16 protein-coding genes are annotated in these 21,259 nt (G+C 32.4%); 2 read left to right on the top strand and 14 right to left on the bottom strand.

Annotated elements, in window-relative coordinates; genetic code table 11:
* Positions 1 to 125 precede the first annotated feature (125 nt).
* From BX659_RS09820 to BX659_RS09780, 9 genes are all read right to left on the bottom strand, one after another.
* Positions 126 to 1,319 (bottom strand): phosphoglycerate kinase, encoded by a 1,194-nt coding sequence (locus BX659_RS09820; protein WP_097018069.1) that lies wholly within the window; start codon positions 1,317 to 1,319, stop codon positions 126 to 128.
* A 120-nt stretch (positions 1,320 to 1,439) separates the two neighbouring features.
* Positions 1,440 to 2,453, bottom strand: a complete 1,014-nt coding sequence (gap, locus tag BX659_RS09815) for a type I glyceraldehyde-3-phosphate dehydrogenase (RefSeq protein ID WP_097018068.1) — start codon at positions 2,451 to 2,453, stop codon at positions 1,440 to 1,442.
* 461 nt (positions 2,454 to 2,914) lie between these two features.
* A complete protein-coding gene (locus BX659_RS09810) occupies positions 2,915 to 3,931 on the bottom strand; it encodes a sugar-binding transcriptional regulator (protein WP_097018067.1) in 1,017 nt (338 codons plus the stop codon).
* A gap of 354 nt (positions 3,932 to 4,285) precedes the next feature.
* Positions 4,286 to 5,218: a DNA-binding protein WhiA gene (gene whiA / locus BX659_RS09805; protein ID WP_097018066.1), complete on the bottom strand. Its 933-nt coding sequence runs from the start codon at positions 5,216 to 5,218 to the stop codon at positions 4,286 to 4,288.
* A 99-nt stretch (positions 5,219 to 5,317) separates the two neighbouring features.
* On the bottom strand, positions 5,318 to 6,559 hold the full coding sequence (locus BX659_RS09800; RefSeq protein WP_097018065.1) for a gluconeogenesis factor YvcK family protein: 1,242 nt from the start codon (positions 6,557 to 6,559) through the stop codon (positions 5,318 to 5,320).
* Positions 6,560 to 6,571: 12 nt separating this feature from the next.
* A complete protein-coding gene (gene rapZ, locus BX659_RS09795) occupies positions 6,572 to 7,435 on the bottom strand; it encodes an RNase adapter RapZ (RefSeq protein WP_097018064.1) in 864 nt (287 codons plus the stop codon).
* A 380-nt stretch (positions 7,436 to 7,815) separates the two neighbouring features.
* Positions 7,816 to 8,556 carry a PHP domain-containing protein gene (locus BX659_RS09790; protein WP_097018063.1) on the bottom strand — a complete coding sequence of 247 codons (741 nt, stop codon included), beginning with the start codon at positions 8,554 to 8,556 and terminating at the stop codon, positions 7,816 to 7,818.
* A gap of 96 nt (positions 8,557 to 8,652) precedes the next feature.
* Positions 8,653 to 9,399, bottom strand: a complete 747-nt coding sequence (locus BX659_RS09785; RefSeq protein ID WP_097018062.1) for a phosphatase — start codon at positions 9,397 to 9,399, stop codon at positions 8,653 to 8,655.
* Between the two features lie 14 nt (positions 9,400 to 9,413).
* Positions 9,414 to 10,322 (bottom strand): hypothetical protein, encoded by a 909-nt coding sequence (locus tag BX659_RS09780; RefSeq protein WP_097018061.1) that lies wholly within the window; start codon positions 10,320 to 10,322, stop codon positions 9,414 to 9,416.
* Positions 10,323 to 10,733: 411 nt separating this feature from the next.
* On the opposite strand from BX659_RS09780, the gene BX659_RS09775 reads away from it, so the two are divergent.
* Positions 10,734 to 12,356 (top strand): glycoside hydrolase family 57 protein, encoded by a 1,623-nt coding sequence (locus BX659_RS09775; RefSeq protein ID WP_097018060.1) that lies wholly within the window; start codon positions 10,734 to 10,736, stop codon positions 12,354 to 12,356.
* A gap of 1 nt (position 12,357) precedes the next feature.
* Entirely contained in the window at positions 12,358 to 13,149 is a 792-nt protein-coding gene (locus BX659_RS09770) for a DUF4912 domain-containing protein (protein ID WP_097018059.1), read from the top strand.
* A 52-nt stretch (positions 13,150 to 13,201) separates the two neighbouring features.
* Here BX659_RS09770 and BX659_RS09765 read toward each other — a convergent pair whose 3' ends face one another.
* The 5 genes from BX659_RS09765 to BX659_RS09745 all read right to left on the bottom strand — a co-directional run bounded on the left by BX659_RS09765 (position 13,202) and on the right by BX659_RS09745 (position 21,213).
* Complete coding sequence (locus tag BX659_RS09765; protein ID WP_097018058.1) at positions 13,202 to 13,531, bottom strand: carbohydrate-binding protein; 330 nt, start codon at positions 13,529 to 13,531, stop codon at positions 13,202 to 13,204.
* A gap of 114 nt (positions 13,532 to 13,645) precedes the next feature.
* A complete protein-coding gene (locus BX659_RS09760) occupies positions 13,646 to 14,527 on the bottom strand; it encodes a glucodextranase DOMON-like domain-containing protein (RefSeq protein ID WP_253250734.1) in 882 nt (293 codons plus the stop codon).
* A gap of 275 nt (positions 14,528 to 14,802) precedes the next feature.
* Positions 14,803 to 16,623 carry an alpha-amylase domain-containing protein gene (locus BX659_RS09755; protein WP_097018056.1) on the bottom strand — a complete coding sequence of 607 codons (1,821 nt, stop codon included), beginning with the start codon at positions 16,621 to 16,623 and terminating at the stop codon, positions 14,803 to 14,805.
* A 301-nt stretch (positions 16,624 to 16,924) separates the two neighbouring features.
* Entirely contained in the window at positions 16,925 to 20,203 is a 3,279-nt protein-coding gene (locus BX659_RS09750) for an alpha-amylase family glycosyl hydrolase (protein ID WP_097018055.1), read from the bottom strand.
* Between the two features lie 95 nt (positions 20,204 to 20,298).
* A complete protein-coding gene (locus tag BX659_RS09745) occupies positions 20,299 to 21,213 on the bottom strand; it encodes an Ig-like domain-containing protein (RefSeq protein WP_097018054.1) in 915 nt (304 codons plus the stop codon).
* Positions 21,214 to 21,259: the final 46 nt, after the last annotated feature.

The following is a 21,259-nucleotide window of genomic DNA, read 5'->3' as shown; positions in this document are numbered from 1 at the left end:
AATTGACAATTATAAACCATACATTATAAACTTAAAAATAATTCCAAATTAATAATTATGTATTAAATCAAAATGAAGCCAACAGTTTACAGTTTTGAAACTGTAAACTGTCAACTATCAATTAATTACTTGTCATCTATTGTAGCTATACCTGGCAATTCTTTACCTTCTAAATATTGTAAAGAAGCTCCTCCACCTGTAGAAATATGAGTGAAATCATCAGCATATCCTAGTTGGATTGCAGCAGTAGCAGAGTCTCCACCACCAATGATAGTAATAGCATCTTCTAATTTAGCAATAGCTTCACAAACACCGATTGTACCTTCTGCAAAATTAGACATTTCAAATACACCCATAGGACCATTCCATACTACAGTCTTAGCTCCTTCTAACTCTTTAGCAAATAACTCAACTGTTTTAGAACCTACATCTAATCCCATCTCGTCATCAGCTATATCTTCTACACTTACTGTTCTAAACTCAGTATCATTACTGAATTCCTTTGCAGCAACTGTATCTACAGGAAGTACTAATTTATCCCCTGCTTTTTCCATTAATTCTGTAGCTAAATCTAATTTATCATCTTCACATAAAGAGCTACCAATATTTAAACCTTTAGCTTTAAGGAAAGTAAACATCATTCCTCCACCAACAAGAATCTTGTCAGCTTTTTCGATTAAACTTTCGATAACAGCAATCTTATCTGAAACCTTAGCTCCACCTAAAATCGCTACTAAAGGTTTTTGAGGATCTTCTACAACCCCACCGATAAATTTAATCTCTTTTTCCATTAAGAATCCTGCAGCTACTTCATCAATATTAGATGCGATACCTACATTAGAAGCATGAGATCTATGAGCTGTACCAAAAGCATCATTTACAAATACATCTCCTAAAGAAGCCCAATATTTTCCTAATCCAGGATCATTTTTAGACTCTTTCTTCCCATCTACATCTTCAAATCTAGTGTTTTCAAACATCATAATTTCGCCATCTTTTAAATTAGCAACAGCTTCTTCTAGTTCTGCTCCTCTTGTTTCAGTTGAGAACTTCACTTCTTGCTCTAATAAATCAGCTAATTTTTTTGCAACTGGCTCTAATGATTTACCTGCTTTATCCTCTTCAGTCTTTACTCTGCCTAAGTGAGAAAATGCTATTACTCTTCCGCCATTTTCTAATACATATTTGATAGTAGGTAATGCTGCTACTATTCTATTATCATTTGTAATTTTCCCATCTTTCATAGGTACATTAAAGTCTACTCTCATTAAGACCTTCTTACCTTTTACATCAATATCGGTTACGATTTTCTTTGCCATCGAAAATATCCCCCCTATTTTCCTAACGCAATTTTATGTAATGTGTTAAATCTTGAAAAAAGCGGAACCGTCAAGTTCCGCTATTCTGTTATATTTAATTATAGAACAATGTGTCAGTAATTAACCCATTGTTGCAAAGTCTTTGCAAGTTCTGATTAACTGTGCAGTATAAGACATTTCATTATCATACCAAGTTAATAATTTTACGATCTGCTTTCCATTCTCATCAGTCATTACTCTTGTAGATAATCCATCAAATAATGAACCATATTTAGTTCCAATGATGTCAGATGAAACGATTGGATCTTCAGTATATCCTAAAGTCTCATTAGCTGCTTCTTTCATAGCATTGTTGATATCTTCTGCAGTAACTTCTTTTTCAAGCTCTACAACTAAATCAACAAGTGATCCAGTCACTGTAGGAACTCTTACAGCAATTCCATCAAGCTTACCATTTAACTCAGGTAAAACTTTTCCAACTGCTACTGCCGCTCCTGTACTAGTAGGTAGGATATTTGCAGCCGCTGCTCTTCCTCTTCTAGAGTTAATACCTTTAGGATGTGGTGCATCTAAAGTATTTTGAGCATTTGTATAAGCATGGATTGTAGTCATAAATCCTTTTACAAGACCAAAGTTGTCATCTAAAACTTTAGCAACTGGTGCTAAGCAGTTAGTTGTACAAGAAGCACCTGAAATAATCTTTTCGCTTCCATCTAAAATCTCGTCATTTACATTATATACAACAGTCTTTAAGTCACCTTTTGCTGGAGCAGAGATAACTACTTTTTTAGCTCCTGCATTAATGTGAGCTTCTGCTTTCTCTTTTGAAGTATAGAATCCAGTACACTCAAGAACAACGTCTACATCAAGGTCTCCCCAAGGTAAGTTGTTAGCATCTTTTTCAGCGTAGATTTTAATTTCTTTTCCATCTACTTTGATTCCATTTTCAGTAGCTTCTACAGAATCAATTTTGTAGTTACCTTGTGCTGTATCGTATTTTAATAAGTAAGCTAATGTTTCAGCATCTGTTAAGTCATTTAATGCAACAACATCAAATTCAGCTGAATCAAAAATTTCTCTAAATGCCAATCTCCCTATTCTTCCAAATCCATTAATCGCAATCTTAACTGCCATTTTAACATTCCCCCTATTTTTTAATGTACTTTAGTTATTTATATGTATTTAACATAACACACCATTAATATAACCCATATTTTACCTGCTGTCAAATCTTTTTGAATTTAATTTGTTATTCTAAAAATAAGAATAGCAGATAAAGAATAAATTAATTCGTTTATTAGTATGGTTTGATATAGACAATTTATCCTCGGTATATTATGGATATTATAATAGATACTTTAAAGCATTACATGATTTATTATAATAACCTTATATATCCTCGGGACAAAAATGACCCGTTAGTATAAATATGTCCCACCGACTGCAAAAAAATATTCTATGTAATGATTGATTTTCTTAACTCACATTAGTTATTATACCACAGGAAGCATATTTATTCAAGCTAATTATTAGTAAAAATAAAATCATTTTTAATTAATTTTAAACTTTGCTAATATCAATTTAAAAGCTCACAGTTATATGAGTTCTAAAATTCCCTTGGCTGCTTCTTCATCAATAATTAAAATATCTTGATACTTCTCTGACACAGCAGCTACAATGGCTTTAGCTTTACTTCTTCCTCCAGCAATAGCAACTACCTTACTAATTTTAGTTAAATCAGAAAGCTTTAATCCAACACTGGTTGTAGAATATACAATCTCCCCATCTTGGGTAAAATAATAACCAAAGGTCTCTCCTACTGCTCCCTGACTTTTTAGCTCTTCAATCTTATCCAATGGCATTCCTCTTCTTCTAGCCATCACTTCTGCAGTTCCTATCCCATGAATCAAGATATCAGCTCTTTTAGCCAAATCCAATACTCTTTTAATAGAAGGCTCCTTAATCAAAGTAGAGATCGTCTCTTGTTTTAAATTATCTGGAGTATGTAGCAGGTGATAATCTCCTCCAAGCTTATTAGCAATCTTAGCAGCAATTGTATTGGCTTGTATCTCGACACCTTCTCCCAATCCTCCACGAGCAGGTACAGCAGTCACCTCAAAGCCCTCACTTGCTGGTTTCATCATCTCTGCTACTTCAGATAGGGTTGTTCCTCCTGTAACTGCAATAATATTTCCACTGCCAATTAATCCTTTTAAAAAATCAGCTGCAAATCTACCCAACTCTTCCTTACCCAAATTCTGGTTCAACCCACTAGGAACTACATAAACTTCTACTCCAAGATACTCTTTTAACCTCTCTTCAAGCAGATTAGCTCCCCTTAACTCTTTAATATAAACATCTAATTCTCTCAATATTCTCTCACCAGATTTGCTAATTTTAGCACCACTACTAGTCAATATAATAAAATTACGATCAGACAAAAAGTCTAAATGCTTTCTTATAGTTCTTTCACTCAAATCCAGCCCTTGAGCTAAAGAACGCCTTCCAATCGGTTGAGAACGATGAATCAATCTCAAAATAGCATATCTTCGCTCTACAACTTTAACCAACTCTGGAGCTATTTTTTGCTGTAATTTTAAATAATCTGTCATTAGACATCCCTCAACTCTCTAACAGCACATACTTATTCTAATAATATAATCATACTTAACTTAATAAGAACAGATACTTTACTAATTAATATTATTGATAATTATCCCTTTACTTATTCTACTTAAGCAATTTAACTTTATATACAATCTATACTGAAACAAAAGCTAGATAGAACAATCACAACCCTCTGGGTCATAAATGTCCCACAGACTCAAAAAAAGAAGCAAAGATAAATCCTTATCTCTTCTGTACTATAATAATTTATTCTAGATAACAGAATATATTCCTTCACCAAACATAAAAAATTAAGAATCTATCTTAACCTACTATTAAGATAAATTCTTAATTAACTATTATTTCTTTAACTTATCAGCCAGCTTCTTTATTCTTCTAAAGCGATTATTTATCCCCGACTTACTTAGAGGTGGATTTAAAAGTTCCCCTAATTCCTTTAAAGTAGCATAGGGATTATTCTTTCTCAGTTCTGCTACCTCCCTTAAGCTAGGAGAAAGCTTATCTAAACCTTTAACTTCTTCTAATAACTTAATGTCACTTAGCTGCTGCTGAGCAGCATTAATCGTTTTATTTAGATTAGCAGTCTCACAATTTACTATCCTATTGACATTATTTCTAATCTCTTTATAGACCCTAGTATTCTCAAATTGTAACAGAGCTGAATGAGCTCCTATAATATTTAAAAGCTTAACAATATCATCAGCCTTCTTTAAATATAATAGGTAGTTATCCTGTTTATTTCTAGATTTAATCTCTATTTCAAATTTACCAAACAGTTTAATTAGTTCTTCTGCATAATCTTCATGATTAACGGTAATCTCTAAATGATACTCACTTTCTGGATGGCTTACGGAACCAGCTGCCAAAAAAAGACCCCTTAAATAGGCCTTAGAACAGCAATTATTAGATACAAATTGATTTTTTATTGAATAGCTTATTTGATAACCTTCTCCCATTAAGCCAGATTTAGTCAATAACTCTTTAACACCTTTTTGAGGAGGTACCTTAATTATATAATAATTTTTCTTATCTAAATACATCTTCTTTCTAACAATAATCTCAGTAAAGAAATTAAACTGTTCTTTTAATAGTTTATAAACCCTTCTGGCAACTGAAGCATTTTGACTTACTAAACTTAGTCCTAATTTATGATTGATAATAGCTAAGCTACCATTTAATTTAATTAATGCAGCTAATTCGGCTAACTGACAGCACTTGCCTAAATCCTCTTTCCTTGCTATTTCATTCTTAACTTCATCTGAAAATGACATGATTATCTCCTCTTTAAATTTAAATAGCCTATACATTTATATGATACTCTCTATTAATATTAATTAAATTTGATTACAAAGTTAAACACCACTTAACTGCTAATAACCGCGAATTTTTTGAAATATTAAGTCAATAAGGACTCTTGCTAGCTTTTCTGGGTCATGTCTAACAACATTGGATTGACTAATAACAGATTCTTGTACTACCTCTATATTCTGCTTCTTCAATTTAGCCAAATCAACCTCAACAGGTCGAGAACCTTCTTTTCCATATTTCTCGATTAAATCAGCAGATATCCTTTCATTATTTACTAAAATATAATCCACAATCTCACTACCTACATGATCATAAAGGGCTTGCAGGTGGTCACTTGCGTTATAATCATCGGTCTCACCAGCTTGAGTCATTACATTACAGATATACAACTTCAATGCATCAGATTTCTTTATCTCCTCTGTTAAGTCCTTGACAAGAAGATTGGGCAATACACTCGTATATAAACTTCCAGGACCTAAAATAATAGCATCAGCCTCCTTGATTGCTTCTAAAGCTTCAGGTAAAGGCTTACTATCCTCTGGATCAATAAATACCTTATCAATCTTACCTTTTATCTTAGGTATCTGTGACTCTCCTTTGATTAATTCTCCACTTTCCAATCTTGCAGATAATCTAACATCTTCTAATGTAGATGGTAAAACTCTACCCTTAATCGCTAATATCTTACTAGACTCTTTAACAGCCTCTTCAAAATTACCTAATATCTCAGCTAATGTTGCTATAAATATGTTACCAAAGCTATGACCCTTCAAATCCTTGCCTTCACTAAATCTATATTGAAAAAGTCTCTCCATTAATGGTTCAGTATCTGCTAAAGCAACTAAACAGTTTCTAATATCACCTGGAGGCAATATACCAAGTTCATCACGTAAAACTCCAGAACTCCCACCATCATCAGCTACTGTAACAATTGCAGTAATATTATTAGTAAACTTTTTAATTCCCCTTAACATAGTAGAAAGGCCTGTTCCCCCACCGACAACAACAATTTTAGGTCCTTTTCTACGATATCTTTCTTGATATAAAACCTCAATTAACCTTTCATTTCTCTCTGGTGATAGTACATCATATACAGATAATAACATTCTTCTAATTGCTAAAATATTAAAATAAATTCCAAATAATACAATTATAATGCCAGGCACTCTATACCTTATTATATCCAATGGTCTAATACTAACAGCCATAGAAACACCAACACTAACCAAAATTACTCCTACAACCATTAAAAATATCCATCTTTTAAGTTTTAAACCTGGATAGAGCCACTTTAGTCTATTCATCATAAAAACCCCTTATTTTTTAGAGTCACGATGCTCAATTAATATATTATATCTACCTTTTAACTCTTCATATAGCTTCTCGGCAAAAGTAACTGAACGGTGCTTCCCTCCAGTACAACCAAAGGCTATTGTTAAATGACTCTTACCCTCTTTAATATAATTTGGAAGTAGAAACTCAATTAAATCAAATAACTTCTCCTTAAACTTTTGGGTGATAGGCCATTTTAAAACATATTCCTGTACATCCTTAGTCTCTCCAGTCAATGGTCGTAATGAATCTACATAATGAGGATTTGGCAGAAATCTAACATCAAACATCAAATCAGCATCAAGGGGTACACCATATTTAAAGCCAAAAGAAAGAACAGATATAGTCAACTTGCTCTCTTTAGATTCTTTTATAAATATATTCTCTAACTCTTTTTTCAAATCTTTAGAAGATAAATCACTAGTATCTATAATCTTATCAGCTTTACCACGAATCTCTTCTAATTTAGTTCTTTCTAAGGAAATCGCTTCTGAAATTCTGCCTTCAGGAGCCAATGGATGCCTTCTTCTGGTATTTTTAAAACGATTGATCAGAACTTGAGTATCAGCTTCTAAGAATAAAATCTTGTAATCTACTCCTAATTCCTCTAAAACTGTTAACTCCTCAAAGATACTATCAAAAAAGTCTCTTCCTCTTATATCAACTACCAAGGCTACCTGATCAATATTTCCTTTAGAATGGAGATACATTTCAGCAAACTTAGAGATCAAAGCAGGCGGTAAATTATCTACACAGAAAAACCCTAAATCTTCTAAGCTCTTAATTGTTTCAGATTTACCTGCCCCTGACATTCCCGTTATTATAATAAATTCTTTATCTTGACTCATTATCTCACCCCTTAATTTATCTTATAAGTTCTATAAGCAAACTAATGCTCTCTTATAAATATAGCCCTATTATAATAATCACATCTCTAGGAAATATATATTTCTGACAACTAATTCCCAATTCCTTACAACTAAAAAGATTACTTAATTAATCTATAATCAATAATTATGAGTATATCTATTCTCTTCAAATGACTTAAACTATAAGTTTATTTATCTTACTATTAATATTATCACTTTATCTTTAGAAGTACAAATATAATCAAGCTTTCTAGTAACTTGTATATGTTATTAAAATCAATCATTGCCTATAAGTTATTGATAGAAAATAATTAGAGAGAAGTTATAGTTATATAACACTGCGTTAAATTTAATTAAATTTAACATACATTTATAATGTCTTTATCTGTTAGGCCAGCCTGTTGGGCTACTAACATAGCATTTTTTACATCTCCCACTTTATCAGGACTATGGGCATCACTTCCTAAAATAAATTTAGCCCCCTCCTCTAATGCCAGCCTAATATATTCTTCTCTCATATATCCATGGCTAGAATTAATCTCTAAAGCCACTCCCTTTTTTACCGCTACTTTGGCTAAGGTTCTAGTATCAATATCGACTTTATAACCTGGATGAGTAATTATATCTATATCATAATTATTTAATGTATTGATTAGAATTTCAGTATTTCTATATCTTATCTGATTGTGGTTTATCTTTAATTTGTCAACTATAGTATTATTTAAAATTATCTCTATCCCATCTCTAAAACTAGCTGGCTTAATGAATAGATGGAATCCTACTAAAACTTTATCTAACTCTCTTAAAATAAACTCTGGTACATCTAATCTGCCATCTATACTGATAACATTAGCTTCAACTGCTGCTAATACTTTAATCTCTGGATATAAGCGGTTATACTTATCTACTTCCTTCTTTATCTCCAATAAAGTGGCTGAATCCTCTACCCCTAATCTAACTATACTGTGACTAGCAGGACCATGGTCAGAGATAGCAATCTCTTTTAAACCTTTTTTTATTGCTACTTCTATATTCTCTCTTATACTTCCTGTCCCATGACTATAAACAGTATGAGTATGATAATCTGCATATAATTGCATTAACTCATCTCCTTAAAATTAATAGGTATAATTAGTGCCTCTTTAATTAAATAATATCAAAAGTATTAAAAAGTGTTTTAATAAATTACTGCTTGCTTACACCCTATAATTCTCTTTAATTAATTTCTTAACCTTGCTCTTTCTTGCAATAAATTCCTCAACCCTATCCAAACTAGTATTTAAAATATCATCTTCTTCTAATTGGGCTTCTTTAACTATCTCTAAAGCCTTATCAAAAACTCCCACTCTAGCAGAATAATGGGCATCAGTTCCCAAAATCAACTTAAGCCCTGCTTTTTTAGCCAATTGAGCAATCTCTATACACCTTTTTTTACTTCCTGGACGACTTAAATAAGAACTATTATTTATCTCTAAAGCCACGTCATCTTCTTTAGCAGCCATGATTACTCTCTGACTATCAACTTGATATTCTGGATTTCCTGGATGAACCACAATATCTACCAGAGGATTTTTAATAGCATTTATCATAGCTTTAGTATTATCTTCCTTACTACCAGACTCATATCCTGTACCTGTGTGAAATCCCACTAATACTATATCCAATCTAGCAAGAATCTCCACTGGTAAATCTAAAGTACCATAAATATCTGTTATATTTGCCTCAACCCCTCTAAGGATCTTAATACCATCTATCTCTTTTGGGATTATCTTCAAATTAGCAAAGTGATAAATATGGGGACCTCTTGGCATATTAGGTCCATGATCTGTCATACCCAAAATTTTAATTCCATTCTCCTTAGCACCTGCTGCCATCTCATTAATAGTAGAGTAAGCATGACCACTAGCTATTGTATGAGTATGTAAATCAGCTATCAGCTTAATAGTTATCCACTCCTTTAAATTAAAAGTCCTAATTTAGCACTAATAATACCTATTAAACTCATAATAAAATAACCTTCAATTGCTGTCAACTTAAATATCCTTAAAATTGAAAAAAGAACCAGAACAACCTCAACCCAAAGAAAGTATGGAACCTTTCCTGCCAAGAGTGGGATATTCCACTCTACAATTAACGGCGCCATTATGATCACTAATAAAAAAAGTAGAGCTCTTAAATATTTACCTGATATTTTGATTGACTTGCAGATATAATATAAAAGATGCCAAATCATCGGGAAAAATACAATTCCCCAATAAAATGAATTGAACAATAATAAAGATACAGTTATAGTAGCTATGGTATAAGCATAATACCATAGATTATCTCTATTTAAAGAAGTTTGTATAGCTTGCATCAATAAGAAAGATAGACCTACAATCGGAATTAATGCTCCCCCACTGATAGCCAAATCATTCAAAAATTGAGCAGGTATTAAGCCAAGTAACTCCTGTATTAACGGAGCACTTAATAACATAAGTAGATTAAAAGCAAATATTATTAGTATAAAATAGCTCTTATCTTCAAGCCAACTACAACTCTCCTGTAAGGCAAAGACAAAAATCACAACCAAAGCTAAGTTAAAGAATAGACTAATATCTCCTGTTAAAACAACTAGAGCAACTGTTAACAGACTTACTAAGAGACTATATTTCAACCCCAATTCATAAGCTACTAGATTACTCCCCCAAATCAACTCAACTACTACACCTACAGTAATACCTGTTATAAAACCTTCTTGTCCAAAAAATAACCCTAATAAAGGTGTTAATAATATAGGATGAAATAATGATTTAAGCTTAAAACCGACTATCTCTTTAATATAAAATACAATTGTAATGATTAAAGCTAAGAATATCTTTGTCATAACTCTCTCTCCTTTAAATTTTAATCTTTAAAAATTACAGAAATCTATCTTAGTAACAACAAATGCCCAATACTTGTTTTACAATATATACCAAATATATTTCTGTAAATCAACTTAAAGTCCTGCATATTTTAGTTGATTTATCAAAGGAGAGCCTCTATTGGTTAAAAGAATTTAGTAATTATAAGTAGATAAATTCTTTTTTATGCTTAAACATTCAAACTTGTTAATATTATGATTATAAATTATCCTTCTTTAATGCTTTTTATACGAAATCATGAATTAAAGATATAAATCTGCTTAAACTAAGTTTAAGAGAAGAGAATAGATTTAATTAATAATTTATTATGAATAGCCTAACTTTAATTTTAACATATTAATAAAAAATGGGGTTTTTAAAGGAGGACTTCTATGAAAACAGAAGGATTTTTATCTTTAATTCTACATTCTCATCTACCCTTTGTTCGGCACCCAGAAGATGATTCAGCTTTAGAAGAGGATTGGCTTTATGAAGCAATAACTGAGACATATATCCCACTAATAGATATTTTCACTAAATTAGTCAATAATAATGTGCACTTTAAGTTGACCTTATCCCTATCACCAACTCTAATCTCTATGTTAACAGATGAATTACTACAAGATAGGTATCTAAATTATATTAACAAATTAATCGAATTAAGTGAAAAAGAGTTAAAGAGAACAGCAGGGCAAACAGATTTTTATCAAGTGGCTGAGATGTATAATAAGAACTTTATTAAATGTAAAGAGATATTTATCCAATATGATTGTAACCTTATAAAGGCTTTTAAACAATTTCAAGATATTGGTGTACTAGAAGTGATAACTTGTACTGCTACTCACGGCTATCTACCATTAATGAATATCTATCCTGAAGCAGTTAATGCACAACTTGAAGCTGGTATACAAGTCTATGAGGAACATTTTAATACTAAACCCAAAGGACTTTGGCTACCTGAGTGTGGTTATTACCCTAAACTAGACCAAATTTTATGGGATAAAGAAATTAGATACTTTTTTGTTGATACCCATGGCATTCTCAATGCTAACCCTAAACCCCATTATGCCAACTTTGCACCAATCTATTGCCCATCAGGAGTAGCTGCATTTGGTAGAGACAGCGAAACTTCTCGCCAAGTCTGGAGTTCCATCCAAGGCTATCCTGGTGATTATGATTATAGAGAATTTTATCGTGATATCGGATTTGATTTAGATTATGAATATATTAAAGGTTATATCCATCCTGAAGGCTTTAGAAAGAATACTGGTATCAAATACTATAGAATTACCAATAAAGATACAAATAATAAAGATGTTTATAAACCTATCTGGGCTAAACAAAAAGCTGTCATTCATGCAAAGGATTTCTTAGAAAAACGCCAAGAACAGATCAATAATCTCAGCTCTGGTATGGACAGACCTCCAATTCTCACATCTCCTTATGATACAGAGCTATTTGGTCACTGGTGGTATGAAGGACCACTTTGGCTTGAAGCATTAATATCAAAGATTTATCATGATACTAAAAACAATATCAAGCTAATTACCCCAAGTGAATATTTAGATTCTTTTCCTATTAATCAAGTAGCTACCCCTTCACTCTCAAGCTGGGGAGATTCAGGTTATAGCCAAGTTTGGCTAGATGAAAGTAATGATTGGATTTACCCTAAATTGCATAAAGCAACTGAACAGATGATTACTGTGGCTAAATACTTTAGAGCCCCTAATAAGTTGCAGAAAAGATTCTTAAATCAATCAGCACGAGAGCTACTACTTGCTCAAAGTAGTGACTGGGCTTTTATCATTAAAAACAATACTATGAAAGATTATGCTATTAGACGTACTAATGAACATCTAGAGAATTTTGATAATTTAATCGACCAACTCCTAAAAGGCTCTTATAATAACCAGTACTTGAAAAAATTAGAGACTAAACACAATCTATTTCCTAATCTAGATTATAAAATCTATCAAGGTTTAGACAACCTAAATTATGAAGAGGTGAATATCTAATATGGCTTTATTACTGACATTCTTAGTATTAGCAATCGTAATCTACTTTTTTTCACTTAGCAGAGATGACAATATCAAAGATAGTAACAGAAAAAAACAATTAGCAGATATTCATTTAAAACAAATGAATTATAGCATGGAGAGCAGCAAAGAACTTACAGAAATAGAGAACATCCTTACAGAGAAGAATAAATTAAGAACTAGTAGTCATAAATCTAATAGCAATCTCTTAATTAGTAATTATTGGCGCAGAAGCCTTGCTAAAGATGATGTAGAATTTGCTAGAATTCCTGGTGATAATAATAGAATTAATCTAAATAATATTACTAATTATGAAACAGCTGATGAAGAATTTTGGGAATTATTTAATAGAAACAAACTTATTTTATTGGCTAAAGATCCAGATTGGATCTATACTTATTGGAATGTAACTGGACTAGAAACCGAAAAAACAAAACCTATTATTAGAATCTATGATGTAACTAATAATCAAGATGACTTTTTTGATGTCAATATCTCACCTGCAGCTGGTAACTGGTACATCAAAGCACCTAATAATAACCATCACTATTATGGAGAAATTGGTTTACTAACAGAAAATAATATATTTATTCCTTTAGCAGAATCTAACTCTGTCTTTATTCCTACTAAAGACCCTCATAAGGAATCTAGCGGATTATGGATGAAAGTTATTAATGGTAAAAAATCCTATGTTGACTATTGCCCTAAAGGTTCATTGGATTATACCCCTGAACTTCATCACGAATCTTCTGGAACGTTATTTAAGGATTAAAAAAAGCCTTCGACTAAAAATCGAAGGCTTTTTTTCTTTATAATTTATTTATCTATCTGTACATCTGTCCATTGTGAACCTCAAAACTCCAGTTACTACCACCATTATTATCCCAATTATTAGCACAGTCTTTAAAGCAGAAATTAAATCTATCAGTTGTATTGATTCTTAATTGAGCAGTCCAGCTACCATCGTTTTGTGCCTGCATCTCAATATCTGTTACATCTCTCCAACCATCCTTAAACCCAACTCCAGCATGTAGGTATATCTTGTCAGCACCATTGGAGTTTAGTAATCCATCATATTTTACAGTAACCTTCTCTCCAGCAGTAATTGGTGTTGGAGTTACATTTACCTCTGAATAAGTCATTGTTGCTTGCATTTATTTCCCTCCTTTATTTTATTTAACTATTCATAGCATTTGCAATCTAACTTACTTTATGAGAGGTAATTTTTACTGTTCTAAATAATAGAGGGAATTGCTTGTTAATGATGACTAATTATAATCACTAAACATTTTAGCTACATATTTGATTCCAGTACCAACTATAGTAGCTAATAATATAATTAAGAAGCCAAAGATAATGGTAAACTTCCAATGCAATTTTAGCTCTACTCCAACTGCACGTAAAGTTGATAATTCCCCACTCTCTAAATTAAAGCCTCCCAATACTTCTTTCTGGTCCATCCCTTCTGGAACCAAGGTATCTATCACATTTGGATTAATATCTGTATCACTTCCACCACCAAACTTCCACCCTTGAGAATCCTTGACAACCTCTCGATAATTATCATAAGCAAAGCCATCTAAAGAGCCTATTAACAGATAATATTGTGCTTCAGTCAAATCACCTAAGAATTCTTTAGGTACACTAACTTTAATTGTTCTCTTATCATCCAAGATATTTATCCTATCCTCTTTTATTCTTCTATCTGCATTGATATCATCCTTATAATCAAAAACTTCTAAGGACCAACCTGTTATCTTAATTAACTTCTGCCAAGGATGCCTATCTTCAAATTTAATATTAGCTCCTTTTTTAAAAGTCTTTAAACTCCCTTCTTCTCCATTACTGATATAAAGCTGGATTAATTGATGGCTAAATCCATATTTAGCATTCCAAGGATTTGTTAAAGCTATAAACTTAAAATAAAAATTATAATCCTCTCCACCATCTTCTACTTTAAAGTAAGTCAGATCAAATAGACCTTCATAAGGGCTAAACTGTTCATTTTTAGGATAAGTATAAGTTCCAGGTCCATATTCATCACCTACAGGGTCATTCATCTCAAATAGAGTATTTTCTTCTGCTTGAACTAGATGTGATGAAAAGAATATAATAAAAAAGATAGCTAGAATAAGCTTTATTTTTCTCATAAGAATATCTCTCCTTATCATACATTTTATTCTTTATCTAACAACTATTATCTCTAAAATCAAATTTCTTATTAAGAAAATCTAGAATAGTAAGTAACTAATTAGATAAACTAAAAATAAATTCTTCACTTTATTCTTATGAGAAATAAGTAAGCAATATGAAATAAAAAAAGGAATAGATATTATAATCTATTCCAAAATTAATATTTACTTAAAATTATATTACAAATTGATTCATACTAATATAAATAATTAGACTTACTATAAATTTTTCTTTACTCAACTGGCACCCAAACACTCCAACCAGTTGCTTCATCATTTTTCACCTTAAATTCTCCATAACCATCTGCATCAGTCACAACTCTTCCTTCAGCATTGCCTGTAATATCATAAAATTCTGTATTAGGTTGAGTAGAGTTGATACGTTTAGTAGTTATATCACCTGAAACGCCTTGGGATATCATCATCACCAAGCCAGTTCCTGGAGTATCAGCTAAACCTTCTCTGACATAAGAATAGGTATTGGTATCATTATTAGCAACTTCATGGCCTGGACCATAGGCAAAGTATCTTCTTGCCTTTAATAGCTTATTTATATTCTCTTTCATTCCATCTTGATAATAATCCTTCCAATAAACCATAGGAAGTCCATGTTCTCGCATTAAGATATAAGTATAAGCTTGATATTTTCTGATATTAATTGGAGCCTTGTACTCAACATGGTCACGACCAGTATCATGATTATCAATAAAGGTAACCGCTCTATCTTTAAATCCAGTCTTATTGACCATACCTGCTCTACTTAAAGCAGCCATATTCATAGTTCCTGACCTTAAATTTTCAAAGGTCTTTCTTAAAGGAAAATCAAAGACAGTATAATCAGAATTATCTATCCCATAAAGATAGAAGGTCAATCCCATAGTATTCTCTATCCATGCTTCTCCTACAACAAATATATCTTTGGCTGTATTTTTCTGAACATATGCTAACCATTCATCAATAAAGTCAGAATCTATATGCTTTACTGCATCTAATCTAAACCCATCAAAACCTATGTCATTTATTATCCATGCTCCCCATTCCTTCATTTCATCTCTGACATTTTGATTCTGATAATCGACATCTGCAGCTAATAAATAATCTTTTTCAAAGGTATTATCCCACTCTTTTCCTTCAAAATTCTGTGGAGCCATATTACCTTTATCAACAGCATAATCTACACCATCGAAGGCATGCCAATCCCATTTCCATTGATCAGCTTTGCTATAATACTTTTGTCTTCCTTTGAGAGGATAGAATTTAGTATAGGTCTTTACGTGTTCTCCAGATGCTAAGATAGAATCTTCTACATTCTGATACCCAGCAGCTATTCTATGATTGAATACTGCATCATAGTAAACCTTAATTCCCTCTCCGTGAAGGTTAGATATAGCATTCTGTAACTCTTCTCTTGTACCATATTTAGTTCTAACTGTATTTACTTGATCAAACTCTCCTAAGTCCCACAAATCATAAGTACCATAACCTTCATCCTGTTGTTCATGGGCTTTATTAGCTGCTGGCACCCACAATTCAGTAATACCAACATTAGCTAAGTCATCTGCACGCTTAGCAAGTAAATTCCACAAATTCGCTTCTTCTGGATATTTGTCTCTATACTCACCTTTATTCATCTCCCAATAAAACGTTTGCATCAAAGTTTTATTAGGATCTTTTATTTGAGGATAAGATCTATCAGTAGTAAAGTTAGTCTTACTAGATAACTCATTTCCAGTAATAGACTTAACATTAGCCACTAACTGATAACTTATTGTTGGCTTTAAATTCAAATTAATTAATTTAACCTTCTTTCCTTCTACAATAGTTTTAACTGTTTTAGTATTTTCACCTTCAAGCAATGATACTTGTACCTCTTCAACCTCTTGATTAAATTCTAACTCAAAACTCTTTAATGTATAATCTAAAGCTTGTAGGTTATAATCAGCTAAATCTGAATCAACTAAAGAAAATTGATTGTCCTGTGATTGGCATCCTGTTAAGGTTATTGCTAGAGCTAAAATTGCAATTAAAATAAATAAATGAATACTTCTCTTCAATTTTATTTCTCCTCTCTGTATTTATTATCTTACTTCTTTTTATTCTTTAAATCTATTAATTTTCCTGCAATTGCATACAGAAAAACACTTAAAATTAACTCTAATAAGCTATATAGTTCTTATTAAGAAAAAAGAAGTTCCTGAAATTTCAGAAACCTCTTTTTAATTATAGATAAGTTAAGATAAGTTGATTAGATTATCATAAAGATAAAATTACTTTAACTAGTTATTCATATAAATTAACCAGTATAAAGTTGATATCAACTTTATACTGGTACTAAAAAATATTAAAATTTAGTTTCTATTCTTGTACTACCCCTTCAATTCCATCTTGAGAATTCTCAACTACCAAATTGTTTCCTGTACCACCTGGAGTCCATTCTCCATCAACAATCCATTTAAATTCCGTTTCTTCTATTAACTCATCAACAGACCAAGTTGCAGTCCAAGTTCCATCATCTTGTTTTACTAAGTCATAGGTATGATCAGCTGAATCCCAACCATTCATACCACCTGCTAAATGAACATCAGCAATCACTGCTGGGTCTAAGTCATATAAAGCAGGATCGAAAGTAAGTTTCCAGTGAGTATATACTACATCTTCCTCTGTATCTGTACCATCACCTGGAGTCAAATCACCTTCTGCAGTTCCTTCAAAGATAGTAATTGATCTGCTTTCAACAGTCACATTATTATCTGAAATCACTTCATTTACTGATCCACTATTATCAAAGACCTTTCTCCATGTACCAGTAGGTAAACTATAATTGTAAGCATCATCTGGGTTATATACTACTACGATATCTCCCCAATCTTCATCTGCAATTTCATCTCCATTAATCATAGAGATTATTACATCTCCATCATTACTTAAATTTACATATTCATTAATATCAGCAGCTTCTGTTAATCTGAACGCTTTATGATCTTTTCTTAATTGGATTAAAGCTTTGTAATAATCAAATAACTCTTTATGCTCTTGCTTCCAATTCCAGTCAACCTTATTAATACTATCTCCCCACATATATGAGTTATGGGCTTGTTCAGCAAGTTCAGTTCCATTGTCTTTCTGTCTTAACATCTCATCACCACCATGGATAAATGGAATTCCTTGAGATGTTAATACTACACCTATTCCTAACTTGCTTATACTCATTGCATCTGCAGGTTGAATATTTCCAGCATCAATATCTGCCTTAATCTTATCACCTATACATAAGTTATCATGAGCAGACATGTAATTGATTGTCTGTTCTGGGTCATAAGTAAACTCAGCTGCCCATGGACCACTAGGAACACCATCAGCTAATGAACCTTTAAGTCCTATCATAATGTCTTCTGCACCACCATTACCGAAGATATATCCTCCTCCAGCTTGGTTCATTTCACCTCTTATTGCATTACGGATACTATCATTAAACACTCCTACATGTTGCTCTTCTAATTCATAAATATGTCCTTTTCTTATCTTTTCATCTTCTAAGTCATCAGATGTTGCAGCCCATGGCTCTCCATAAATTAATAGGTTACGATCAGCGTATTTATCATCTAAATAATCTGCCCATCTCTTAACTTCATCAGTATGATAAATTCCCATTAAATCAAATCTAAATCCATCAATATTGTATTGATCGACCCAATAATCTAAAGAGTCAAGAATCATCTGACTAACCATTCTTTCGCCAGTATCTATAGAGTTTCCACAACCAGATAAATCATTTTCTGTATAGTATTCTCCTGTAATATCTCTAAACATCTCTTTGTCATAACTATGGTTATAAACAACATCCATAACTACTCTAATTCCAGCTTCATGGAATTTATTAATCATAGTCTTCACTTCTTCAATCCTTTTCTCATAATCATCTGGAGACATAGAGTATCTATCTTCTGGTACATTATAATTGATTGGATCATATCCCCAGTTATAAATTTGACCAGTATCATGATTTAGCTTAGTAGCAAAATCATAAAAAGGCATGATTTGAACATGAGTTACCCCTAATTCTTTCAAGTGATCAATACCTGTTTTGACATCAGTACCAGGTATGGTAGTTCCACTTTCTACCATTCCTGAGAACTTTCCTTTTCTGTCAGCAGAAACTCCTGAATTATCAGCAATTGTAAAATCTCTAACATGCATTTCATAAATTACAGCATCTTCTCTTTCTACTAACTCAGGTCTTCGTGACCAACTAATATCTGCTTTACCTAAATCCATAACGATATTAGCACTACTACCAGTATTAACTGTAAGATCAGCACCATTTTCTTGACGGGAATCTCCCTCAGCACCTGTTGCTAAGTCCTCATCATATTTTACCATTACACCATAAGGGTCTCTAACTTTATTACCATTAATAATAAATTGGTACTCCTTACCTGCTAAGTCACCTTCAACTTTAGCGTGATAAACATTTCTATACTCAAAACCTTTAGCTTCAAAAGTACTTAATAAAGTACAATCATACTCTTGACCATCTACGATTACTTTTACATCACTACTATCTGGAGACCAAATTCTAAAACTAGTATACTCAGGAGTATATACTGCTCCTAAAGGCATTGTACTATTACTGTCACTAGGAATTGCTTCATCATAAGCTTTGGTATAAGAGTATTCCTGAATAGTTTCTCCACCACTTGCATTTTTAGCATAAAGCTTTAAGACTACCTTATCTCCAATTGCAGCACCTTCACCAATAGTTATATCCTCGCCATACTCAAAGGAAGTTCCAGTTTGAGGGTCACTACCATCAGTAGTATAACGAGCTTCTGTAACATTTTTATCAACATATAATGTTAAGTTTAAAGCCCCAACAAAGTCTCCATTTTTATCATCAACTGATAATGCTGGTCCTGGTACTTGCCACGTTGTCTCAATCTCACCTAAATGTTTAATTCCATCATTAAGATCCAGTGTATCTTTTACAACACTTACCCTACCTGGTAGAAGGCTGATTTCTCCTTCTTTAACAACTTCACCATCTAATTTAACTTGTAAAGTGTAGTCATTTCCTGGAATTTGAGCCTTGATACTAGCTCTAGCAAGATTAGCATCAATTACAATATCTGCACTTTCATTGATAGGTAGTAATACTACTTCTCCAGAGCTACCTACAGGAATATCTTTAAAGTTAACTATTATCCCTTCAGCATCTGCTACTTTAGGAGTAAGAGTAACCTTATTGTCCTGATCTTTGATTAATACAGATTCAGTATCAGTAAATACAGTATAATCCTTCTCATCTTTTATATTTACTGTAACGTTATATTTTACACCTTTCATCAAATCATTGAAACTAAAAGCCTGTTTACCATCATCTAGTGAAGCAGTCTGAGAATCAGTATCTTCAGCCTTGCTTTCATTAGTCACAACAACCTCAATACTAGTAGGTGTAAAGTCATCAGTAACTGCCTGTATAGAAACAGAATCTGCAACAATTACATTTAATTTCGAAGTACCTGTAGTAACTTCACTAACATCATCTCCACTACTACTACAACCTACCAAAGTAAAAAGTGTAACTAGTAATAGTGATACTAATAATAATTTATTTCTTCTAAATATCGATTGCAAATTAATCCCTACCTTTCTATATTATCATTTTTTATTGCACCTGAATAATTTCAACTTTATTTAAAAAATAAAACTTTTATCAAAATTCTATATTATTAACCTTCTGGATTGTAATCATACCAATCTCCATCCATGTACCACCATTCACCTTGGTCACGAGATTCGTCTTGCCCATTCTTTGTAAGTTTAGTTCCATCTTCTAAAGTGAACAGAAGACCAATACTTCTATATCCCTCTAACTCAGCGCCATACCAGTCATTTCCTTCTGCCGTAAGAGGTGCACCAGGCCAGCCAGCTCCTTGATAATTACCAGCTTCTCCATCAAGATCCCAAGCATACATCCATGGAGTCTCTGGTTCTGTATATTTAAAGTGTACTATAACCCCAGGGAACCCTGTAGTCGTAGCTTTAATTGGACCTGCAAAATCACTATTTAAACCATCTGCATCGATTGCTCTAATCCAATAATAATATGTATCACCTGCAAATAATTCATCATCAGTATAGCTATTTCCACTGATTGCAGTTTCAAATAATGGGCTTCTATCATCCTCACTAGCACCATAATAAATCAAGTATTTACTAGCAGTATTGTCCCAAGTTAACTCTACACCATAATCAATTGCAGTTGCACTAAATCCTGTTGGTGCTTCTGGAGCAGTTGGAAATTCAGTAGGTAAATCAACATCTACATCTACTGTTTCTCTTACATCTAACTCAAAAGTTACTGTTGTATCAGTATCTTCAGTTGAACCTGCGAAAGTATAAACTCCAGCTGTTGATGTATCTACCTCCTTATTCCATGTTAAAGCTACCTCCTTACTTGCGCCATCACTCATAAGAGCTGTTGCTGTTGTTGGTAACTTAAATTCACTACCCACTTTAACTATAGCAGAAGTAGTATCTAAATTTAGACTTTCAATAGTTGCATCATCATCACCACCACTTGAACAACCTACTAATCCAAAAGCTAAAACCAAAATCAACAATAAACTAAATATCTTCTTCAACTAAAACCCTCCTCTAATCAATTATCTTCTTTATATAATACTGAAA

Source organism: Orenia metallireducens, assembly GCF_003001995.1.
Lineage (GTDB): Bacteria > Bacillota > Halanaerobiia > Halobacteroidales > Halobacteroidaceae > Orenia > Orenia metallireducens_B.
Note: the sequence above shows the minus strand (reverse complement) of the source record. Positions and strands in the feature narration are given on the sequence as shown.